This is a genomic window from Dialister sp., assembly GCF_047832375.1.
Lineage (GTDB): Bacteria > Bacillota > Negativicutes > Veillonellales > Dialisteraceae > Dialister.
Map to the genome: position 1 here is coordinate 2170062 of NZ_CP181256.1, position 19699 is coordinate 2189760.

Consider the following 19699-nt stretch of genomic DNA (forward strand, 5'->3'; position numbering starts at 1 on the left):
AATCACTCAAATTATTTTGTTTCTTTGTGCAGAGTGTGTTTGTGGCACCATTTGCAGTATTTCATCATTTCAAGACGTTCGGACGTATTCTTCTTGTTCTTGTTTGTACGATAATTGCGGCGCTTGCATTCTGTGCATGCAAGAGTAATTCCTTCACGCATTCTTTACACCTCACTCAATCTTTCTCGGCCCGCGGCCAATTAACATGCTTAACCAGTATATCATAAGCATCATGCACAAGTCAACTGATTTGTCGAAACTTTGCATTTAAAAAAGCCGGGCCATCCCAGCGTGACTATTGTAGCACAGGATGACCGGCTTTGTAAATGGTTTTGTTAAATTATTTTATCTGGCTCCATTCAGCCGTTGCGGATGTATGGGCTGGGCGTCACAACCCCGCCATCAGGCGCCTTTCGAGATATCCGTCTTTACCGATTCCGGCGCCTTATGGTCTTCCATGACCTTCCGGTTCTTTATGGATTTCCATACTTTGTCAGCCATAGGAGCCCACTGCCTTGCATAGGGCATGCACTTGTCGCAGAGTTCATCTGCCGACTCCGGTGCCAGGAGATCCGTGGACTTCGCTCCGCAACGTTTCACCATGGCTGCCAGTTTAGGCGGATTTTCCAGCATGGGGCAGGGACGGAGATGGTTCTTATTGAAGGGCTGTCCCTTTGCGTATTCCTTGAACAGGGGCTGGGACAGGCAGGTGAGGAGATCATCCTTATTGATGTTAGCACTGGAGTAATGAATGAATACGCAGGGTTCCACATCGCCATTCGGGTTAATGTGGCAGTAGTTTCGGCCGCCGGCTATGCAGCCGCCGATGTACTGGCCATCGTTCTGGAAGTCCAGGGCCATGAAGGGTTTCCCTGTTTCCAGTTCCCGGATTTCACGAACCCGGTGAACCATGTAAGCCCGCTGCTCCCGGGTGGGCAGGAGATCCAGGGATGCTCCCTTGCCTACAGGCATGTAATGGAAGTACCAGGTGTACCAGGCGCCCTTGCCGATGAGCATATCGATGAAATCATCGGATGTGACGGTTTCAATATTCTTACGGGTGTAGCAGATGGATGTGCCGTAGACGATACCGTATTTATGGAGCAGGTCCATGGCATGCATGACTTTGTCGAAATGGCCTTTGCCCCGACGACTGTCGTTTACTTCTCTCCACCCTTCAATGGAGATGGAGAAGGACAGGTTTCCTACTTCGCAGACCTTCTTGCAGAAATCGCCATCGATGAGGGTGCCGTTGGTGAATGCATGGAATTCGCAGTCCGGATGGGCTTTGCAGAGCTTCAGGATATCCGCTTTCCGTACCAGCGGTTCCCCGCCGGTCATCATATAGAAATGGATGCCCAGCGCTTTGCCCTGGGTGACAATCTTATTCATCACATCATAGGACAGGTTCAGGGTGTGTCCATATTCCGCGGCCCAGCAGCCAATGCAGTGGCAGTTGCAGGCGCTAGTAGGATCGAACAGGATGACCCAGGGAATATTGATCCCGTACTTTTCCTTGTTTTCCCAACGTTTCTTATTGCCATAGAAGGCGGCTTCGAAGCCCAGGTCCATGACGGCGGTCTTGATGATATGGGGATTCAGGGTGTCCAGAGCCCGGTTCAGGTATTTCCACCATTTATGGTTGTGCATAAGGAGTTCCCTTACCGTATCAAAGGTGGAGGACTCAAACATGTTCCCATAGACCTTCTGAATCATGTAGGAAAGACGAATCAGGGATTTTCTTCTTTCATCCTCATCCTTGATTGAAATAATATGATCTACCAGCTTACTGACAGCCGCTTTCTGTACTGCGTGTGTTAATTCCATCATAAAGACCTCCTTTACGGAAGCATCGGTCCAAATATGTGAAATGTCATGGATGAATCGATACTTTCCCAACTCGCAGCGGACTTTTGCGCTGCATCTGTGTCGGAGGAAAAGCTTCATTCCTCGATTCCGGGGGAAATCGGTACTTCCCTTATAAGATCACAGATACTCCTTTCATGTACTGATTGTCAGTATCCCAATCTCTCAGAAAAACATGCGCCTCCTTCTACAGGAGCGGGACCGGTTTTCAACCCTGAACCGATCCTTTCTCCTTTTAGCACTCGCACTCCCTTTCTGCTAATAATTATATCTCTCTTCAGCCCGTAATGAAACCGTAATACATTTCTAACACTCCGTTTTGTTTTTTCCTCCTCTTCCCCGCTATTTCTACCTGCTATTCTCAATACCGGTGGCTGACTCCTCTCATTTTCTCAATTCAGCTGTTTTATTATGAGTCAAACGGTGTTTATTAATCTCATTTGCTCATTATACACTCATTATAAAATTTTAAAATAGGGGGTAATAGAAAAAATAAAGAGAACCCATGGTTGGAATGGAGCGGAGGATAGAAAATCTATGAATCCCCTCCGCAGATTTTCCTCTCCGAAAAATGACAAAAGCAGGATCACCGCAGGAGAGTTTTCTCCGGTGGTAATCCTGCTTTTCAAAATGTTTCAAGCCCCGGCAGGACAGACCCGGTTCATGCAAGAAGCCGTGAGCCGTCTGTTACAGGTTCCGTTCAAACATCTTATACTCCGTCCATCCCGTATCAGGATAGTACATCTTCCGGGCCGCTACGAAGGAAAAGCCTGCGGACCGATACAGGGCTTCCGCCTGGCCGTTTGTGCCCAGAATATCCAAACAGATAGCTTTCTTTTCTTTTTTTCTTGCCTCCTCCATCACATGGCCCATGAGCTGCCTGCCGATGCCCCGGTTCTGCATTTCCGGGCTGGCCGCCAGTGCATGGGGGTACCAGGATATCTCGGGCGTCCAATTTTCCGGACCAGGGGAGTCCTTTATATCCTTCATTAGAAGCGCTGTTCAAAATGACTGCGCCAAGGATATGCCCCTCCTCCCTGAGACTGTAGAGCTCCCCTTTCTCCAGGCTTTCCCTCAGGAAATTATCACTGGGGTAGACTCCCTTTTTCCAGCCGATCCGGTCATTCACCGCTGCCATGTCATCAATGAGCTGCCAGTAAAAATCCCGGACCTCCCGGAACGATTCTACCGGTTCCACCTGCCATATCATGGATATTGCTCCTTTCCACCTGTACGAAACATAATTCTCGGATAGAAAAATTGTATCATTGCCAATGTAACTTTAGGAAAAATCCGGAAATTGACTGAGTAAAATTGAAGTCCCACAGCTGCGCCGCAGCCCGCCTTCATAAAATGGCGCCTGCCAATTTATGTTCCACCAACGTTCCAGCAGCGGCTTTCACTCTCCCACGGTATCTGACGTTGAAAATTTCTCAAAACTCTTCGATCTCCTCAATAAGCGAAGTGCGCCTTGGATATTTTTCCCTGTATTTTTCAGCGAGCTGTGCCGCTGTTTCCAGTCCGCCCGGATAGGCCAGCATCTTTTTCAGGACTCTTTTCACCTTCCTGTAGCCTCTTCTATCACGAGCTTCCTCCATGGCAGCATCCGCATGATAGCCATAGATGGCCAGGCAGCGATTCGGATATAGTTTCTTCAGTACTTTTTCATATCCTCCAAAATAATGGACCCTTTCCGCAGCTTCCATGAGATAGTCATACTGCTGCTCCCAGGCAAAGAAAGGCATGGCACTCGAATTTCCACGCAGGCATTTCAAGACCCTTTCCAGTTCCGCTGCCCATTCTTCCTCTGTAAACCGGCTACGGTATTCCTTATAAATTTCTTCCCGCCCCGGATGCTCATAAAACATGGTTTTCAGCAAATCAGAGTATTTTTCTGTCATGCCTTTGCTGAGATAAATCTCCTTGAGCCGCTTTTCATAGGCCAAATTATTTCTATCCCAATCGGACATGTGGGAAAGGGCCTCCTCCAGAAGCTTCATTTCCCGATCCATCTCTCCCCGTTCCCTGTAAATTTTCAGCAGCATGCGGGTATGGTCATCCCCATAGCTTGCGGCATACTTTTCAACTTCTTCTATGGGCGCCCCTTCATCGGCAAGAATCTGCAGCAGGTAGTTCTTATGTCGATTTACATCAAATATTTTATAATCGTCTTTCTGGGCCGCTTCTTCCAGCTGCGGCAGTTTCGCTTCTATAAATTTCCGTTTCTTTGCCAGCATGGATGGTTTCTTGAAATGGCCAATGACAAAATCATATACATCATCTTCCATGTAATCGATAATTCGGCCATCCAGACGTTTAAGTATAAAATCAAGCATCCTGGTTTCATCCTTTTCACTGGGAATGGATTTGCAGATATCTTCCCATATGCCCAGTGTCTGATACACAAACCCATGGTCTGCCCACTTTCCTGCATGTTTGTCTTCGACCATCGGATATACGTGGCAAAGGTAAAGTTAAAGAGGTCACGCCATTCATCGGGGAGAGGAAAATCCTGTAACGCGTGATCCATCAGTTCATCTATATCATGGACCAGATACCCCATGTGCCGCCAATCCACAAAATTATAGTGAGCTGCCCGCGAAAAAGCAGCCCCCATCTGTTTCTTATATTCCCGAAGTTTTTCAGAATCCGCCATAAAGATGACCTCCTTCCATTTTAGATTTATTTTACGAAAAGAAAGGATGCAAAGCAATGGAAATCAAATTCCGGCAGTACACCATGCCCTTTGGGAAGTATCCTCGTCCATAATTGCTTTTATGTTTAATGGAGAAAGTAACCGTAAAGGAGGCTGCGGCGGATTGGCTTAAAGCACAATCTGCTAATTCATCTCCCAATTCTCTGTTTTACCGAAATAAAAAAGACTCCCCCATGGGAGTCTTTTTTATTTCAGTAAACCGGTTCAGGACCGATTATTTTACGATCTTAGCAACAACGCCTGCGCCTACGGTACGGCCGCCTTCACGGATAGCGAAACGCTGGCCTTCTTCCATAGCGATCGGGGTAATGAGTTTAACGCTCATTTCTACGTTATCGCCAGGCATGCACATTTCAGTGCCTTCCGGCAGGGTGATGTCGCCGGTTACATCGGTGGTTCTGAAGAAGAACTGCGGACGATAGCCGTTGAAGAACGGGGTATGACGGCCGCCTTCATCTTTGGTCAGTACGTAAACCTGGGCAGTGAATTCGGTGTGCGGATGTACGGTGCCCGGTTTAGCAAGAACCTGGCCGCGAACGATGTCTTTACGATCAATGCCGCGGAGCAGTGTGCCGATGTTATCACCAGCCAGTGCCTGGTCCAGTGTCTTTCTGAACATTTCAACGCCGGTAACGACGGTTTCGGTCGGTTTATCCTGGAGGCCGACGATTTCAGCCGGATCGCCTACTTTGACGGTACCACGTTCAACTCTGCCGGTAGCAACGGTGCCACGGCCGGTAATGGTGAATACGTCTTCGACAGGCATCAGGAACGGTTTATCGGTATCACGAACAGGAGTCGGGATGTAGTCATCAACAGCCTTCATGAGGTCGCGGATCTTCTGTTCATCTTCTTTGTTACCATTGAGAGCGCCAAGAGCGGAGCCAACGATAATCGGCACTTCATCTCCCGGATAACCATATTCGGTGAGGAGGTCTCTGATTTCCATTTCAACGAGGTCGATCAGTTCGGGATCATCGACCTGGTCAGCTTTGTTCAGGAATACGACGATTGCCGGAACACCGACCTGTTTAGCAAGGAGGATATGTTCACGGGTCTGGGGCATCGGGCCATCAGCTGCAGATACTACGAGGATAGCGCCATCCATCTGAGCTGCACCGGTAATCATGTTCTTTACATAGTCGGCATGCCCTGGGCAGTCAACATGTGCATAGTGACGTTTTTCGGTTTCATATTCAACGGTGGAGGTGTTGATTGTGATACCACGGGCTCTTTCTTCCGGAGCTTTATCAATGGAAGCATAGTCCAAGAAGTTTGCCTTGCCTTCTTCGGACAGCACTTTGGTGATAGCAGCGGTCAGGGTTGTTTTACCATGATCGACATGACCGATGGTGCCAATGTTAACATGCGGTTTTGTTCTTTCGTAATGAGCTTTTGCCATTTCTTTTCTCTCCTTATACAAAAAAGAATTTGCAAAAATAGATTTGCGCTTTACTTATTATACATTGAAAGTCAATGGTATACAAGAAATGAAGCACAATTCTATCTGCATTTTCATAAAAACGGAATGATAACCTGTTCTCCTTCCGCCGGATAGCTATTTCCGCCCCTCCCAGCGTATGGATAACAGTAAAAAGAGCTCTCCTGGGAGAACTCTTTTCTACGGTGTTTGGTGGCGGCTCAGAGATTTGAACTCCGGACACAGCGGGTATGAACCGCTTGCTCTAGCCAACTGAGCTAAGCCGCCATGGAGCTGATAACCAGGATTGAACTGGTGACCTTATCCTTACCAAGGATACGCTCTACCAACTGAGCTATATCAGCACATCTATATAAAGGAAATGATTATTATGGTAGCGGGGGCAGGACTTGAACCTGCGACCTTCGGGTTATGAGCCCGACGAGCTGCCAACTGCTCCACCCCGCGATATTTGGTGGGCGGAATAGGATTCGAACCTATGAAGGCAAAGCCGGCAGATTTACAGTCTGCTCCCTTTAACCACTCGGGAATCCGCCCATACTGGAGCTGGCAATAGGACTTGAACCTACGACCTGCTGATTACAAATCAGCTGCTCTACCAACTGAGCTACGCCAGCACGCAAGTGACGAGATATATTATACATAACTTCGTCTCGCTTGTCAAGCACTTTTTGCTCACTCGGAGGTACGTCCTCATCACGTTTATAGATTATAGCATTAACAGCCCTGTCTGTCTACCCCTTTTTTACAATTTTTTGAAATGAATTTACAGAAATACAGATTTGAGAGTTGAGGTCCAGCGGCTCTGCCGCAAAGGTATTTCTCCTCTCGAGAAGGGAAAAGGGCCCCTGTGATGGAGGGCCCTGTGGGAATTGACAGCTTCCCGCAGGCCTGAGCCCCAGCCACCGGATTCAGTCACCGATCACTGGCAACCGCAGACGAGTCATCTCGAACTCGATCCCAGCCCCAATCTCTCACCCTTCTGTGGATTCCTCTGTTCTTTTGGCCAGCGGGACGTCTTTTGTCACATCCCGGTTCAGGACTTTCTTTGCTCCCTTCAGGAAACGGGGACGGGGAATCAGGGCGATATGGCCGCAGCCCCGGCATTTTACACGCATATCGCTTCCCAGCTGCAGGACTTCCCATTCCTGGCTGCCGCAGGGATGTTTTTTCTTCATCTGCACAATATCACCGACGCGAAACTGAATATATTGCATAGGACATCTCCTTTGATTACTACAGCCACAGGCTTCATACCTGTGAGGCCACCATTCTCCCCAGGGAGAACCTTTTTATCCATTATACATGAGTTTCATGATTTATCCATTGTCCTTTTCCGGGACCATAAGGAACCGGATGGGCAGGTAGGTGGCACCGGCAGGGATAAAGCGGATGTACAGGTCCCTGCCCATGTCCCAGGTACCACAGAAAATCGTATCATCTTCGGTGCCATTGCCGAACCAGCGGCCCCCCAGTTTTCCATCGGTCCGGTACGTACGGAGAAGCTTCTCGTCAGGACCGATCTGGAAGGTTCCGAGATACACGCCGCCCTGGGCATTGATATACAGGTTGTACCGACCCTTTCCCCAATTGTGGAAAGTGATATGGTACGTCACGCCATAGTCCCCCGTATTTTCTCTTTCCACATGGGAAATTTCGTCCATCCCTTTCTGGAAGGGAATGGAATTTCCTATGGACAGGGCTGCGGGCCCTTTTGCAAAATCCCAGGTGCTGTTTTCCAGATAAATATCCCGGGCAAAGGTCCCCCTCATTTCATGGGAATCCGGAGGCAGGGGCAGGGCCGTGTCCAGTGCCTTCTGCACGTCTGCATCGCTTCCATCGGGCACAATGGCCACACCCATGGTGACAGGGGCCTTTGTTTCCACTTCCACCATGCCGCTTACCAGGTCCTCTTCCCTGATTCCTTCTTTATCATCATCGTAGAGGATGACCTTATTCTTATTTTTCAATGTCAGGGTCTCCGGTTTTCCGGCTGGTTCCACGGCTTCCCGGAAGGAAAGGGTCGACCCGGTGGGTACGTAGCTGCTGCTGGCGTCGCCTTTGACTCTTCTAAGAACGGTAAGAGGCTGCTTCCTGGCAGACTTCGCATACACCAGCACCCGGGCCGGGCCGCCGATTTCGTTCACGTGGTAGTAATAGACCCGCCCTTTCCCCGGCTTTACGGTACCCTCATAGAGGATACCTGTCTTATCCGCATATTCCGGACAGTCCGAAAAGATAAGGGTCCCTTCCGTTTTCGTTTCCTTCAAAGGCAGGGTGGTATAGTTCTCATCGAGAGGCGAAGCCGCCGATGCGCCGGCACCGCCTAACAGTACAAGACCGGATAATAACAGTGCTTTAATCGTATTTTTTAACATAACAGAATGGATCATTGACCTCACAATTTTATGAATAATATAAAAGTACAGTGGTTTGCCATGTACGCTGGCAGGGTTCCTCGCCCAGGGATTTCCGGTTCTACAGCTGCGGATTCCTCTCTTCCGCCATGGCCTCTATTTTCTTGAACCGGTGGGCGAGGCCGGACTTGGTGATGCCGCAGAGGGCAGCCAGTTCCGACAGGCTGGCATTGGGATTCGCCAGGCGCAGGTCGCAGGCTTCCCGGATTTTAGGGGAGAGGGAAGAACGGGGCACCCGGTCCAGCAGTTTCTGGACCATGTGGGTCTGGTGAACAGCAGCATCTACGGTTTTCTGGAGATTGGCGGTCTCGCAGTTGACCTGCCGGTTCACCCGGTTTCTCATGTCCTTCACCACCCGTACACTTTCAAAATCCAGGTAGCTCTGGCTGGCTCCCAGGATCTGGAGCAGCTCGGATACTTCATCCCCGTCTTTTATATACACAATATAATCATTTTTTCGGTCCGTCATCCGGGCATTCAGCTTGAATGCAGCCATAGTTTTCACGATTTCCTCGGCAAAATGGGATGACTGAGTCACCATTTCCAGATGGTAATCACTCTGGGGCCGGCTCACGGAGCCGCCGCCCAGAAAGGCACCGGCCAGGTAGGCCCGCTTTTCTTCCATGGTCTTAAGAAAAGCTTCATCGTCCACGGCGGCCATAGGGGAAAGGCCCATGGTATCCAGAAAAGCCAATCCCTGCTCTGAAGGTTGGACCACCAGGGTATACACATTTTTCTTCCGAAGTCTCCTCCCCTGCCGCACCATGGCACTGGGCATGAAGCCGAAGTCCTTTTTGAGATACACCAGGACCCGGCGGGCTACGGCGCTGTTGCCTGTAGAGAACTCCAGCCCCCACCGGCCGCCGGATCCAGTGATAAAAGAGCCGCTCATGCGGAGAAGAGCCAGAAGTTCCGCAGTGCGGCAGGATTTATCGTCCCGCCGAATACGGGCCAGCTCATTTTTGACCTGTTCTGTAAACGACATTAATGACTCCTTTTCAGATACTCGTCCAGAGCTTCCGGTGGAATCTTGGCCTGCAGCAGGTTATGGATCTGCATGAGTTCCTCTGCCAGCACATTTGTATCCTGCACCGCTTCCCGGGCAGGTCCCAGGAGATCCGCTTCAATGAGGGATGCCCCCAGGGATTCCACTTTTTTCCGGTCAATGGACACGGGATAGGCGTGGGCCTTTTCATATTTTTTCAGCACATCGGAAGCGGGAGTACCGGTATTGGCCAGCACGAAATCAACGACACCGCCGCCGATATGGTCTACAAGGGCCTTCAGGTGGTCCCCTACCGTATATCCTGACGTTTCACCGGGCTGGGTCATCACATTGCATATATAGATGACCGGCGCCCCGCTTTCGCGGATGGTCTGCAGGATTTCCGGCACCAGCAGGTTTGGGAGTACCGATGTATAAAGGCTCCCCGGACCCAGGGTAATGAGGTCCGCATCCCGCAAAGCCTTCAGGGCATCTCCCACAGCCATAGGGGCTTTAGGCACCGTGGACATATGGACAATGCGGATGTCCCGACCTTTCTTCTCCGGATAGGCGGATATTTCCGATTCCCCTTCCACGATTTCCCCGTCTGACATGCGGGCCCGAAGGCGCACGGTCTGGGATGTGGCCGGCATGACCTGGCCACGGATGTTCAGGACTTTACTGGCTGCTTCCAGGGCATTCTGGACGCTGCCGAACTGTTTGATCAGGGCTGCCAGGAAAAGGTTTCCCAGGCTGTGGCCAGCCAGTTCTCCTTCCCCACCGAAACGGTACTGGAAGATTTCTTCCAGGATCGTTTCTTTATCTGCCAGGGCCACAAGGCAGTTCCGAAGGTCCCCGGGGGCAATGATGCCCATTTCTTCCCGGAGCCTGCCGGAAGACCCGCCATCATCGGCCACCGTTACGATGGCGGTGATATTGGAGGTTTTGTTTTTCAGTCCCCGGAGAAGCATGGACAGTCCATGGCCGCCACCGATGGCAACCACCTTCGGTCCCCGGGACAGTTCCATCTTGGACAGGAGCTGCTTTGATACTTCTTTCTGGTCCGGTGCCAGGAGTTCCACGAACCGTTTCATAAGTTTCCGCACGGCGGTCACCATGATCCAAAGGCCCAGAATCACGAGAATCGTGCCGCAGATGGCAAGGAACGTATAGCTGTAGCTTCCGGTCATCTGGAAAGCAAAGAGAAGCATCTTTTCTTCCAGTATTCCGAAGATCTGGTAATTGAGGATCAGGGTGGCCCCGAAAACGAGAATCAGGATACCTATGGAAAACAGGAGCATCCACCGTTTAATGGAAAGCCCAGGCCGGAGCCATTGCATGAAATGTTTCATTACTGCTCATCCTTCCGAAGAATCCGTCACATCATGTTCCACATGGTTCCTGTGAAGGTCCCGGTGTTCGATATTCACATGTCCATGTTTTTCTTTCAGGTGGCTTCCCAATTTTTCCGTTACAAAGACAGACCGGTGCATGCCGCCGGTGCATCCGATGGCAATGGTGAACTGGGTTTTCCCGGATTTTTTGAACTGATCCACCACAAAATCCATGAAATCATAGAGTTTTTCCAGAAACTCCCGGGTCACCGGAGATTTATTGATATAATCGGCCACTTCCTTCACCCGGCCGGTGGAATACTTATATTCCGGCACATAGAAAGGATTCGGCAGGAACCGGACGTCGATGACCATGTCCGCATCGATGGGAATACCGTACTTGAAGCCAAAGGAAAATACGGTGATCTGCATATCCCCCTTCCTGCTGTCACCGCCGAACCGGCTGGACAGGTATTCTCTCAAGTCGCTGGTCTTCATGGCCGTGGTATCCACGATCACATCGGCCTGGGCCCGGACACCGGCCAGAATTTTCCGTTCCGCCGCTATGCCTTCCTGGATGCGCATATTCTTCGCAAGGGGGTGCTGCCGCCGGGTTTCCATGTACCGGCGGACCAGGGCCTCGTCGGAGGCCTCCAGAAAAACCACTTCATGGGGAATTCCCCGTTTCTTCAGCTCATCCAGAGCCTGGGGCAGGGCATCAAAGAAGGAGCCGCCCCGGATATCGGTAACCACCGCCACATGCCGGGTATTGGATGTACTCTTCCAGCAGAGATCGGCAAACCGGGTAATGAGCACGGGAGGCAGGTTGTCCACGCAGTAGTATCCCATGTCTTCCAGCTTCTGCATGAAATTCGTCTTGCCGGCACCGCTCATGCCGGTAATGATGACAAAGCGGAAATCATCATCCTTCATGGTTCATCCCTCCAGTACGTATTTTTCTACAGCCCTGGCCACGCCATCCTCATTGTTGGACAGCGTCTCGTGGGCTGCGGCCTCTTTGGCGGAAGCCGTGGCATTGGCTACCGCAAAGGACCAGGGTGTCAGGGATAGCATGGATACATCATTGTTCCCATTGCCGAAGGTCATCACCTGGTCCAGGGGAATATTATATTCCCCTGCCAGGGCGGATACTGCAGCCCCCTTGGAACAGTCCCGGTTATTCATTTCAAAGAAATAGGGCTTCGATTTCACCTGGTTCACCAGGGATCCGTACCGGGGACGGAGGAAATCTTCAATTTCTTTCATTTTCTTTTCATCGTGTTCGCAGACGAGAATCTTCGTGGGCGCCTCTTTGGGCTGCCAGAAATCATCTCCCGCCACATGGGCCTTCACGCCGCACTGTTTTTCATATTCATCGGTCCGCCAATCCCGGAAGGGTACATAGAGTTCGTCATCAATATAGGTATGGCCATACCAGCCATGGTCTTTGATGTCCCCCAGGATTTTCAGGGCCAGCTCTTTGTCGATACGGACATCCCGGATGATTTTTCCGCTTTCGCAGAGTCCCGTCATGGAACCGGTATAGCAGATGACCGGCACATTTCCCAGGCCAATGGCCTGGCCCCAGGGCCGGGCGGCCTGGAACATGCGGCCTGTAGCGATGACGATCTTAACGCCCTTTTCCAGGGCTTTCCGGAGGACATTTTTCGTATAATCGGAAACGGATATATCATCCCGGAGAAGGGTATCATCCAGGTCGATGGCAATCATTTGAATAGAAGACATAGCTATGCTCCTTATCTGCAAAAAGAAATCATAATAAAAGGTTTTTATTTATTATATCATAGAGTGAAACGCCCGAAGACGTGGGGAAGAGAAAAAGGATGGATGGATTTGCATACAACGTCAAATTTCAGTTTGTCGAGCTGTTGGGTTTAGCGGTTAGTATGCTTGCGTGTCGAGTCACTCACACGGGGCAGCTAGCTTCTAGCGGCTAGCTGCTAGGAAGGCTGATCCGCCTGCGGCGCTTTCTTTCCGTTATTTCCGTCAGTCATTCGTGCCGTAGGCTGGCCAGCTTTCCTGGACGCCAGGAGCTAGTAGCTAGAAGCTCCGTGCGCATGACGCTACTCATCAGCGCATGATACAACAGCTCGTCAAACCGCAATTGGCACAACAACCATATCCACGAAAAAAAGCCCCCATCAGGGAGCTTTCTTCGTACATCCATTACAACAGGCTGACCAGCCCATCCACCTCTTCCTCCGTGGTGGCCCAGGAGGTGGCGATACGCATGACCACGTGATTTTCATCTTTATTTTCCCAGAACCCGAGCTCCACCTTATGGGAAAGCTCTTCCGCCTTCTCTTTCGTGAGAATGAGAAAAATCTGGTTTGTCCGGTTCCGGATATCCTGGACATAGCCCTTTTCATCCAGCACTCTGCGGATCCGGTCCGCCTTTTCATCGGCATTCTTCCCCAGCCGTTCATAGAGGCCATCGGTGAAAAGAGTGTCGAACTGGATGCCCGCAGCCCAGCCCTTGGCCAGCAGGGCGCCGTGCTGTTTCACCATGGTGAAGAAATGGGGAACCGTTCCCTTCTTTGGGAAAACCACCGCCTCCCCCAGAAGACCGCCGCACTTGGTACCGCCGATATAGAAAGCATCAGCCAGCCGGGAGAGGTCTTTCAAGGTCACATCATTACCTTCCGCCATGAGGCCATAGGCCAGGCGGGCCCCGTCCACATAGAGGGGAATATGGTGTTCATGGCAGGCACGGCTCAGGTCTTCCAGTTCCTTACGGGTATAGAGACTGCCGTATTCGGTGGGCTGTGAAATATAAACCAGCCCCGGCATCACCATGTGCTCATGGTTGCCATCGGCCCAGTAGGCATCCACGAAGTCCGCCACCTCCCGGGCTGTGATTTTACCTTCCTTCGAGGGAAGTTCCAGTACCTTATGGCCGCCGTATTCAATGGCCCCTGCTTCATGGACAGAGACATGGCCGGTCCTGGCAGCGATGACCCCTTCATAGGGACGGAGCATGGTATCAATGACGGTGGCATTGGTCTGGGTACCGCCAACCAGGAAGTAGACCTCTCCCTCCGGCGCCCCGCAGGCTTCCCGGATTTTATTCCGCGCCGATTCGGAAATCCGGTCGAAGCCGTAGCCCGCCAGCTTTTCCTTTCCCAGTGCCCCCAGGCGCTCCAGAATTTCCGGTGCGCAGGTTTCCATATAGTCCGATGCAAAAGATAACATGGTATATTCCTCCATTTTCATACTAAAGTTTGGGCAAGTTCCCTTGTTTTTCTGATGTTGTCATTGTACGATAGGTCATGATAAAACACAAATTTCAATCTTTTATATAGGTCATAACATATTGTTTTATATATGGAGGAATCAATGGACGAAATCAAATGCGAGGCCCTGGTGACAGCGGCGGAGCAGGGCAGTCTTTCGAAAGCCGCTAAACTTTTGGGATACACCCAGCCCGGCATCAGCCGTATGATCCATTCCCTGGAGAGGGAACTGGGATTCCCCCTGCTGGTCCGCACCAAAAGAGGGGTAGCCCTGACGCCCAATGGTGAGGCCGTCTTCCCCTACCTGAAGGATACCCTGCGGGCCGCCCGGCTGGCCCATGAGACAGGGGAAAGCATACGGGGCCTTCTCTCCGGTACCCTCATCATCGGCTGTTACTACAGTGTATCTTCCATGATCCTGCCACCAGTGCTGAAACGGTTCGGCACGGACTATCCCCAGGTCCGGATCGTCCTGAAAGAAGGAACCAATGCGGACCTGGCAAAGGCCCTGGAGGACAGGACCATCGACCTGTCCCTGGCCGCTCCGCCTCCCCCTGCCGTGGAATGTGACCATATTCCCATCCTGAAAGATGAGCTGGTGGCCTGGCTGCCGCCAAATCATCCACTGGCCAAAGCCCCTTCGTTCCCCATACAGGAGCTGGGCTCCTTCCCCTTCATCATCACCGAACCCGGGCAGGACACGGACATTGACCGGCTCCTTTCCAGGTACCATATCCATCCGGACATTCACTTCGCCACCAAAGATGCTTACTCCACTTACCGCATGGTGGAAGCGGGTCTCGGCATCAGTTTCAACCAGTCCCTCTTCGCCAGAGGCTGGAAAGGAAAGGTAGCCACCGTCCCCTTTGATCCGCCCCAGTATATCCATTTGGGCATTTCTATTCCCTCCCTGAAAGAAGCCTCCCCGGCAGCCAAGAAATTTATCCAGTACGTGGCGGAAGAATATGGGGTTGGTAATGTAAATATCCCAATCCGGCGTTAGTAAGGAGGAGTAGCGGGGCACGCACAATATCATGAAGCACTGCGAAATTTTATGATTTACGCAGACAGCTCGCCAAATTGCGGTTTGACGAGCTGTTGTATCATGCGCTGATGAGTAGCGTCATGCGCACGGAGCTTCTAGCTACTAGCTCCTGGCGTCCAGGAAAGCTGGCCAGCCTACGGCACGAATGACTGACGGAAATAACGGAAAGAAAGCGCCGCAGGCGGATCAGCCTTCCTAGCAGCTAGCCGCTAGAAGCTAGTGTCTAATTTCGTAAGTTTCCGATTGTATCCCTAAGTTGCGAACCCTTGACCTCACGTTTTTTCCAGCGGAACGGTTCTGCATGCTCATTGTAGGCAGCAATAAACTTTTTAATCGCTGACACAAGATCCGAAACAGAGTCAAAACTTGCCCCTCGGAGCACTTTTCGCGACATAATGTTAAACCATATTTCCACTTCATTCAGCCAGCTTGCTGACGTTGGTGTGTAATGAAAATGGACATTAGGATGCTTTTCCAGCCAGTCGTTTAAGCGCTTGTGCGTGCAGTAATTATCGACAATAATATGATATTGCACTTTGTCTCCACCCGGCTCACTTTTCAATAAGTCATCTAAAAATTCTTCAAAGTCCTCTCTGGTTTTTCTCTTTGTTGTCTTTCCATAAATTTGTCCGGTAGCTACCTCCAGTGCACCGAATAAATTTATTGTTCCATTCCTCCGATATGTGCTTTTCAACCCGCGCACAATTTTCTTGTTATGAGTAAGTACATATCCTTGGGCTCTACTTAAGGCCTGTATCGATGGTTTCTCATCAACGCTGATTACGACAGCATTCTCTGGCGGGTTCAAGTAAAGTCCCACGATATCAGCAGACTTTTTAGTAAACTCCGGATCAGTACTGACACACCAGGAACGCTGCCTTGCCAGCTGTATTCCTTCCTTTCTCATAAGTCGCCAAATGGCAGCCTTTGAGACATTCAGAACTCTTGCCAGTGTAGGACCATCCCAGTGTGCTAGCCCGTCTGGAGGCGCTTCCTTCAGCTTATTTAACACCATTTCGCGGAATTCCGGTCCATATTGAGCAGTACGGCCCCGCCTTTTCTTATCCTGTAGTCCAGGGATGCCCTGTTCAGCGAAACGATTCCGCCAAAGGCTAACGGTATTGGGGCGTTCCCCCAACTTAGCCGCGATATCCTTGATTTGCATTCCATCAAGACATAGAAGAACCATTTTTGCACGTCTTACAATGCGATGCTCTGTTTTTTGAGAGTTTACGATTTTATGCAGTTCTATGCGTTCGCTTTCGGAGCAGCGTATTTGCTTAGCAACTTTTGGCATAACGTTATCCCCCCCTGCAATTTGCATTTATCTGGAATAAGTATACCATTATTTGCTGTGTCCGGCAATACAATCTATTATTTATGAAATTAGACACTAGCTGCCCCGTGTGAGTGACTCGACACGCAAGCATACTAACCGCTAAACCCAACAGCTCGACAAACTGAAATATCGCCCCCTTAATCTATTCCATGCACCACAACAAGCCCGAGAGGAATGGGCGGAAGACAGGAGGCCATACATGACCTGTTTTCCGAGCATTTCCTTCGGGCTTGCTGATTGCCTGATTCATTTTAACTGACGACATGACAGTTTTCTTCGATTTCCCGGGAATACCGGTCAATCTGAGAATGCATCGAACGGGATTTTACCCCCGGAGCTCTTATGGATTCATCTTTGCAGGATGGCTTGCGGCATTGGCCGGATCCGAGTATTTTTTCGAGGCCTCTCCCCGGATAGGCTTTCGTCCTCATCCATAACCATTATACATGATTAAATGAATAGTCAGAATAGTTTTCTTTGCAGTTCGTTATAGTTTATTTTTATATGTATCTCATATTTCATATGAAAAATCTATAACAGTCCCTGGGCAGCATATTTTTCGGAAAAGTCATCTGTAGAAAGCTTACATCTGCCAATAATCCCCCCCCATAAACATGCTATCCGGCATTGTCACTCTCTTCTTCCGGCAGGTGGGATACAAAATCGGTGAGACAGTCCATGAACCGCCGGGCGGCGGCGGAGGCAGTCTTTTTGTCTTTCACGAGAAGGCTGATATTCCGATACGCCTTTTCCTCCAGGGATCGGATGGCAATATGGTAGGCCTGCCGCTTCAGGACAAGCCGCGGTTCCATGCTGATACCCAGACCCTTTTCTACCATGGCCATCATGGTGGCATCGTCCCAGGTGGTGACCCGCACCTTGGGATGGATATGGCAGGCTTCCAGGATATCCGGCACTTCCCCTCGTCCTCCTTTTTCCAGAAGAAGGAATGGTTCATCCGAGAGATACTTCACGGGGATGGAGGAAAGGCGGCAAAGCCTGTGCCCCTCCGGAAGAATGACCACCAGCTCATCCCTGGCAAGGAATAGGGTTTCCAGTTTCTTTTCCGGTGCCATGCAGGTAAGCCCGCAGTCCACCCGACCGCTGTAAACCCAGTCTTCAATTTCCCCATAATCCCCCAGGAGGATTTCGTAATCGATACCGGGATAATCCTTCTGGAAGGACTGGATCACCGTGGGCAGCCAGTTAGAAGCTACACTGGAAAACGCAGCAATCCGCACGATGCCCGTTTCCAGTCCCTTCACTTCACTTACCTGCTGCTCCAGGTCAAAGGACGCGCGGCAGAGGTTTTCCGCATACGGCAAGAGCCGAAGGCCATCAGAGGTGAGGCGGACGCCGGTCCTGTCCCTTTCCAGCAATGTCAGGCCCCATTCTTTTTCCAGATCGTGAATCATGCGGCTGATGCCGGACTGGGAATAGTCCAGGGCCTCGGCGGCCCTGGAAAAGCTGCCCAGTTCCACGGTTTTCACGAAGGCCATGTATTTCTGCAGGTTTCCATCAATCATGGCAGTCTCTTTTCTATCCGTAATCCTCATACTATCCATGATAAACATTCGTTTTTCAGATGGTTCAGTTCTATGGTATCATATTCCCCAGACAGGAGGAAACACCCTATGAAAGCCGTACGAATGACCGAAGGGCCACTCACCCGAAATATCATCGCCTTTGCGATTCCCATCGCCCTTTCCGGCATGATCCAGCAGCTCTTCAATGCCGCTGATACAGCCGTCGTGGGCCGGTTTACCGATGCCGATGCCCTGGCGGCCGTAGGCATCAACGGGGAACTCATAGCCCTTTTCATCTGCCTTTCCGGGGGCCTGGCCATCGGCAGCAACGTACTCATTGCCCACAACATCGGGAAAGGGGAGACCCGGGACATTTCCCGTTCCGTCCATACATCCCTGCTGCTCTCCCTTATCATCGGCATTCTGGGAATGGCCGCAGGGCTTCTTATCGCAGACCCGCTGCTCCGGCTTATCGATACGCCATCCTCCATTTTTCATCTGGCATCCCTTTACCTGAAACTCTATCTGCTGGGATATCCTTTCCTGCTGATTTACGATTTCGGTTCTGCCATTCTCCGAAGCCATGGGGACAGCCGCAGCCCCTTTCTCATCCTGTTCTTCTCAGGCCTTTTGAATGTGGTATTGAATCTGGTCTTCGTGATTCTCTTTCATATGGATGTAGCCGGCGTCGCCATTGCCACGGATATAGCCACGGCAGTGTCTGCGGTATTCGTAATTTACCGGCTTGCCTCGGAAGAAGGGCCCTTCCGTTTTTCGCCCCGGCTTCTTGCTTTTGATATCCCTTCGGCTGCCGTAATTTTAAAAATTGGCATTCCTGCTGCCCTCCAGGGAGCCGTCTTCTGTTTTGCCAACATTTTCGTACAGGCCGTGGTCAACACATTCGGCACCACCCTGGTGGCAGGAAATACGATTGCCCTGAAAGTGGAGTACTTTACTTACTACGTCATCACCGCCTTCGGACAGACCGCCACCACCTTTGTGAGCCAGAACCAGGGTGCCGGAAACAGGACCCGCTGTATTCGGACCGGGAAAATCTGCCTTGCCCTCGCCCTCCTTTCCGGTTTTGCCATCAACATACCGGCTTCCCTCTTCTATCCGGTAACGGCGGGCCTGTTCTCCACGGATGCCGCCATCATTGAAGCGGCGGGGATCCGTTTCCTCATCATCGTCCTCTGGGAGCCCCTGTGCAGTTTCTATGAAATTCCCGCCGGTTTCCTCCGGGGCATGGGCCATTCTACGGTGCCTGCCATCTGGACGATCCTAGGGACCTGCGTCCTCCGTATCCTGTGGATCCTCACCGTTTTCCCCAGGTTCCATACCATCCAGTCTCTCTATATCGTCTTCCCTATCTCCTGGATCCTCATCAGTCTTCTCATGAACGGAAGCTGCTGGAGGGTACTGAGGAGGGGAGCGTAAAAAGCGGTTCTCGCCTATTGCGGTTTGACGAGCTGTTGGAGTTTGGCGGTTGGCATGCTTGCGGATAGAGTCACTCGCATGGAGCTTCTAGCTTCTAGCTTCTAGCGGCTAGCTGTTAGGAAGGCTGATCCGCCTGCGGCGCTTCCTACCTGTTTCCATCAGTCATTCGTGCCGTAGGCTGTTGATCTTTCCTAGAAGCTAGGAGCTAGCAGCTAGCAGCTAGAAGCCCCCGCTCGAATGACTCCACCCTCCAGTATCGAACCCAACAGCTCACTGAAATATTCCAACATCCAATAAAAAGACAGTGGAATGAATGTCTTCATTCCACTGTCTTTTTAT

General features: G+C 51.0%; 16 protein-coding genes and 5 tRNA genes. 2 read left to right on the forward strand and 19 right to left on the reverse strand.

Translation table 11 applies throughout. The features are described 5' to 3' along the window. Nucleotides 1-11 precede the first annotated feature (11 nt). The 17 genes from rpmG to ACFWUL_RS08675 all read right to left on the reverse strand — a co-directional run bounded on the left by rpmG (nt 12) and on the right by ACFWUL_RS08675 (nt 13972). Nucleotides 12-161: a 50S ribosomal protein L33 gene (gene rpmG, locus ACFWUL_RS08595; protein ID WP_296098586.1), complete on the reverse strand. Its 150-nt coding sequence runs from the start codon at nt 159-161 to the stop codon at nt 12-14. Between the two features lie 241 nt (nt 162-402). Further along, on the reverse strand, nt 403-1830 hold the full coding sequence (locus ACFWUL_RS08600) for a radical SAM protein (RefSeq protein ID WP_416177000.1): 1428 nt from the start codon (nt 1828-1830) through the stop codon (nt 403-405). A gap of 723 nt (nt 1831-2553) precedes the next feature. Beyond that, nucleotides 2554-2856, reverse strand: a complete 303-nt coding sequence (locus tag ACFWUL_RS08605; RefSeq protein WP_416177001.1) for a GNAT family N-acetyltransferase — start codon at nt 2854-2856, stop codon at nt 2554-2556. A gap of 443 nt (nt 2857-3299) precedes the next feature. Next, nucleotides 3300-4316 carry a hypothetical protein gene (locus tag ACFWUL_RS08610; protein ID WP_297019904.1) on the reverse strand — a complete coding sequence of 339 codons (1017 nt, stop codon included), beginning with the start codon at nt 4314-4316 and terminating at the stop codon, nt 3300-3302. 480 nt (nt 4317-4796) lie between these two features. After that, a complete protein-coding gene (gene tuf, locus ACFWUL_RS08615) occupies nt 4797-5984 on the reverse strand; it encodes an elongation factor Tu (RefSeq protein WP_297041400.1) in 1188 nt (395 codons plus the stop codon). Between the two features lie 229 nt (nt 5985-6213). Further along, nucleotides 6214-6290, reverse strand: a tRNA-Met gene (locus ACFWUL_RS08620). Between the two features lies 1 nt (nt 6291). Continuing rightward, a tRNA-Thr gene (locus ACFWUL_RS08625) sits at nt 6292-6367 on the reverse strand. A gap of 27 nt (nt 6368-6394) precedes the next feature. After that, a tRNA-Met gene (locus ACFWUL_RS08630) sits at nt 6395-6470 on the reverse strand. Between the two features lie 5 nt (nt 6471-6475). Next, nucleotides 6476-6560 (reverse strand) — tRNA-Tyr (locus ACFWUL_RS08635). A 4-nt stretch (nt 6561-6564) separates the two neighbouring features. Further along, nucleotides 6565-6640: transfer RNA gene (locus ACFWUL_RS08640), tRNA-Thr, on the reverse strand. A gap of 357 nt (nt 6641-6997) precedes the next feature. Then, entirely contained in the window at nt 6998-7240 is a 243-nt protein-coding gene (locus tag ACFWUL_RS08645; RefSeq protein ID WP_297022179.1) for a DUF951 domain-containing protein, read from the reverse strand. Between the two features lie 102 nt (nt 7241-7342). After that, a complete protein-coding gene (locus ACFWUL_RS08650) occupies nt 7343-8401 on the reverse strand; it encodes a hypothetical protein (protein ID WP_416177002.1) in 1059 nt (352 codons plus the stop codon). A gap of 100 nt (nt 8402-8501) precedes the next feature. Beyond that, nucleotides 8502-9425 carry a DNA-binding protein WhiA gene (gene whiA / locus ACFWUL_RS08655; RefSeq protein ID WP_297022184.1) on the reverse strand — a complete coding sequence of 308 codons (924 nt, stop codon included), beginning with the start codon at nt 9423-9425 and terminating at the stop codon, nt 8502-8504. Beyond that, nucleotides 9425-10777: a uridine diphosphate-N-acetylglucosamine-binding protein YvcK gene (gene yvcK, locus ACFWUL_RS08660; RefSeq protein WP_297022186.1), complete on the reverse strand. Its 1353-nt coding sequence runs from the start codon at nt 10775-10777 to the stop codon at nt 9425-9427. The genes whiA and yvcK overlap by 1 nt, the downstream gene beginning before the upstream one ends. A 6-nt stretch (nt 10778-10783) precedes the next feature. Continuing rightward, on the reverse strand, nt 10784-11692 hold the full coding sequence (gene rapZ, locus ACFWUL_RS08665) for an RNase adapter RapZ (RefSeq protein WP_297022190.1): 909 nt from the start codon (nt 11690-11692) through the stop codon (nt 10784-10786). Nucleotides 11693-11695: 3 nt separating this feature from the next. Continuing rightward, a complete protein-coding gene (locus tag ACFWUL_RS08670) occupies nt 11696-12505 on the reverse strand; it encodes a Cof-type HAD-IIB family hydrolase (protein WP_416177003.1) in 810 nt (269 codons plus the stop codon). A 441-nt stretch (nt 12506-12946) separates the two neighbouring features. Beyond that, on the reverse strand, nt 12947-13972 hold the full coding sequence (locus ACFWUL_RS08675; protein ID WP_297041403.1) for a threonine aldolase family protein: 1026 nt from the start codon (nt 13970-13972) through the stop codon (nt 12947-12949). A 144-nt stretch (nt 13973-14116) separates the two neighbouring features. Between ACFWUL_RS08675 and ACFWUL_RS08680 the strand changes: the two genes are divergently transcribed. Next, nucleotides 14117-15016, forward strand: coding sequence for a LysR family transcriptional regulator (locus ACFWUL_RS08680; RefSeq protein WP_416177004.1), 900 nt, complete (start codon nt 14117-14119; stop codon nt 15014-15016). Between the two features lie 265 nt (nt 15017-15281). On the opposite strand, the gene ACFWUL_RS08685 is transcribed toward ACFWUL_RS08680, so the two are convergent. Together ACFWUL_RS08685 and ACFWUL_RS08690 are read right to left on the reverse strand one after the other, a co-directional pair. Beyond that, on the reverse strand, nt 15282-16355 hold the full coding sequence (locus ACFWUL_RS08685) for an IS630 family transposase (protein ID WP_416176725.1): 1074 nt from the start codon (nt 16353-16355) through the stop codon (nt 15282-15284). Nucleotides 16356-17014: 659 nt separating this feature from the next. Then, on the reverse strand, nt 17015-17962 hold the full coding sequence (locus tag ACFWUL_RS08690) for a LysR family transcriptional regulator (protein WP_416177005.1): 948 nt from the start codon (nt 17960-17962) through the stop codon (nt 17015-17017). A 69-nt stretch (nt 17963-18031) separates the two neighbouring features. On the opposite strand from ACFWUL_RS08690, the gene ACFWUL_RS08695 reads away from it, so the two are divergent. Further along, on the forward strand, nt 18032-19360 hold the full coding sequence (locus ACFWUL_RS08695) for an MATE family efflux transporter (protein ID WP_416177006.1): 1329 nt from the start codon (nt 18032-18034) through the stop codon (nt 19358-19360). Nucleotides 19361-19699 lie beyond the last annotated feature (339 nt).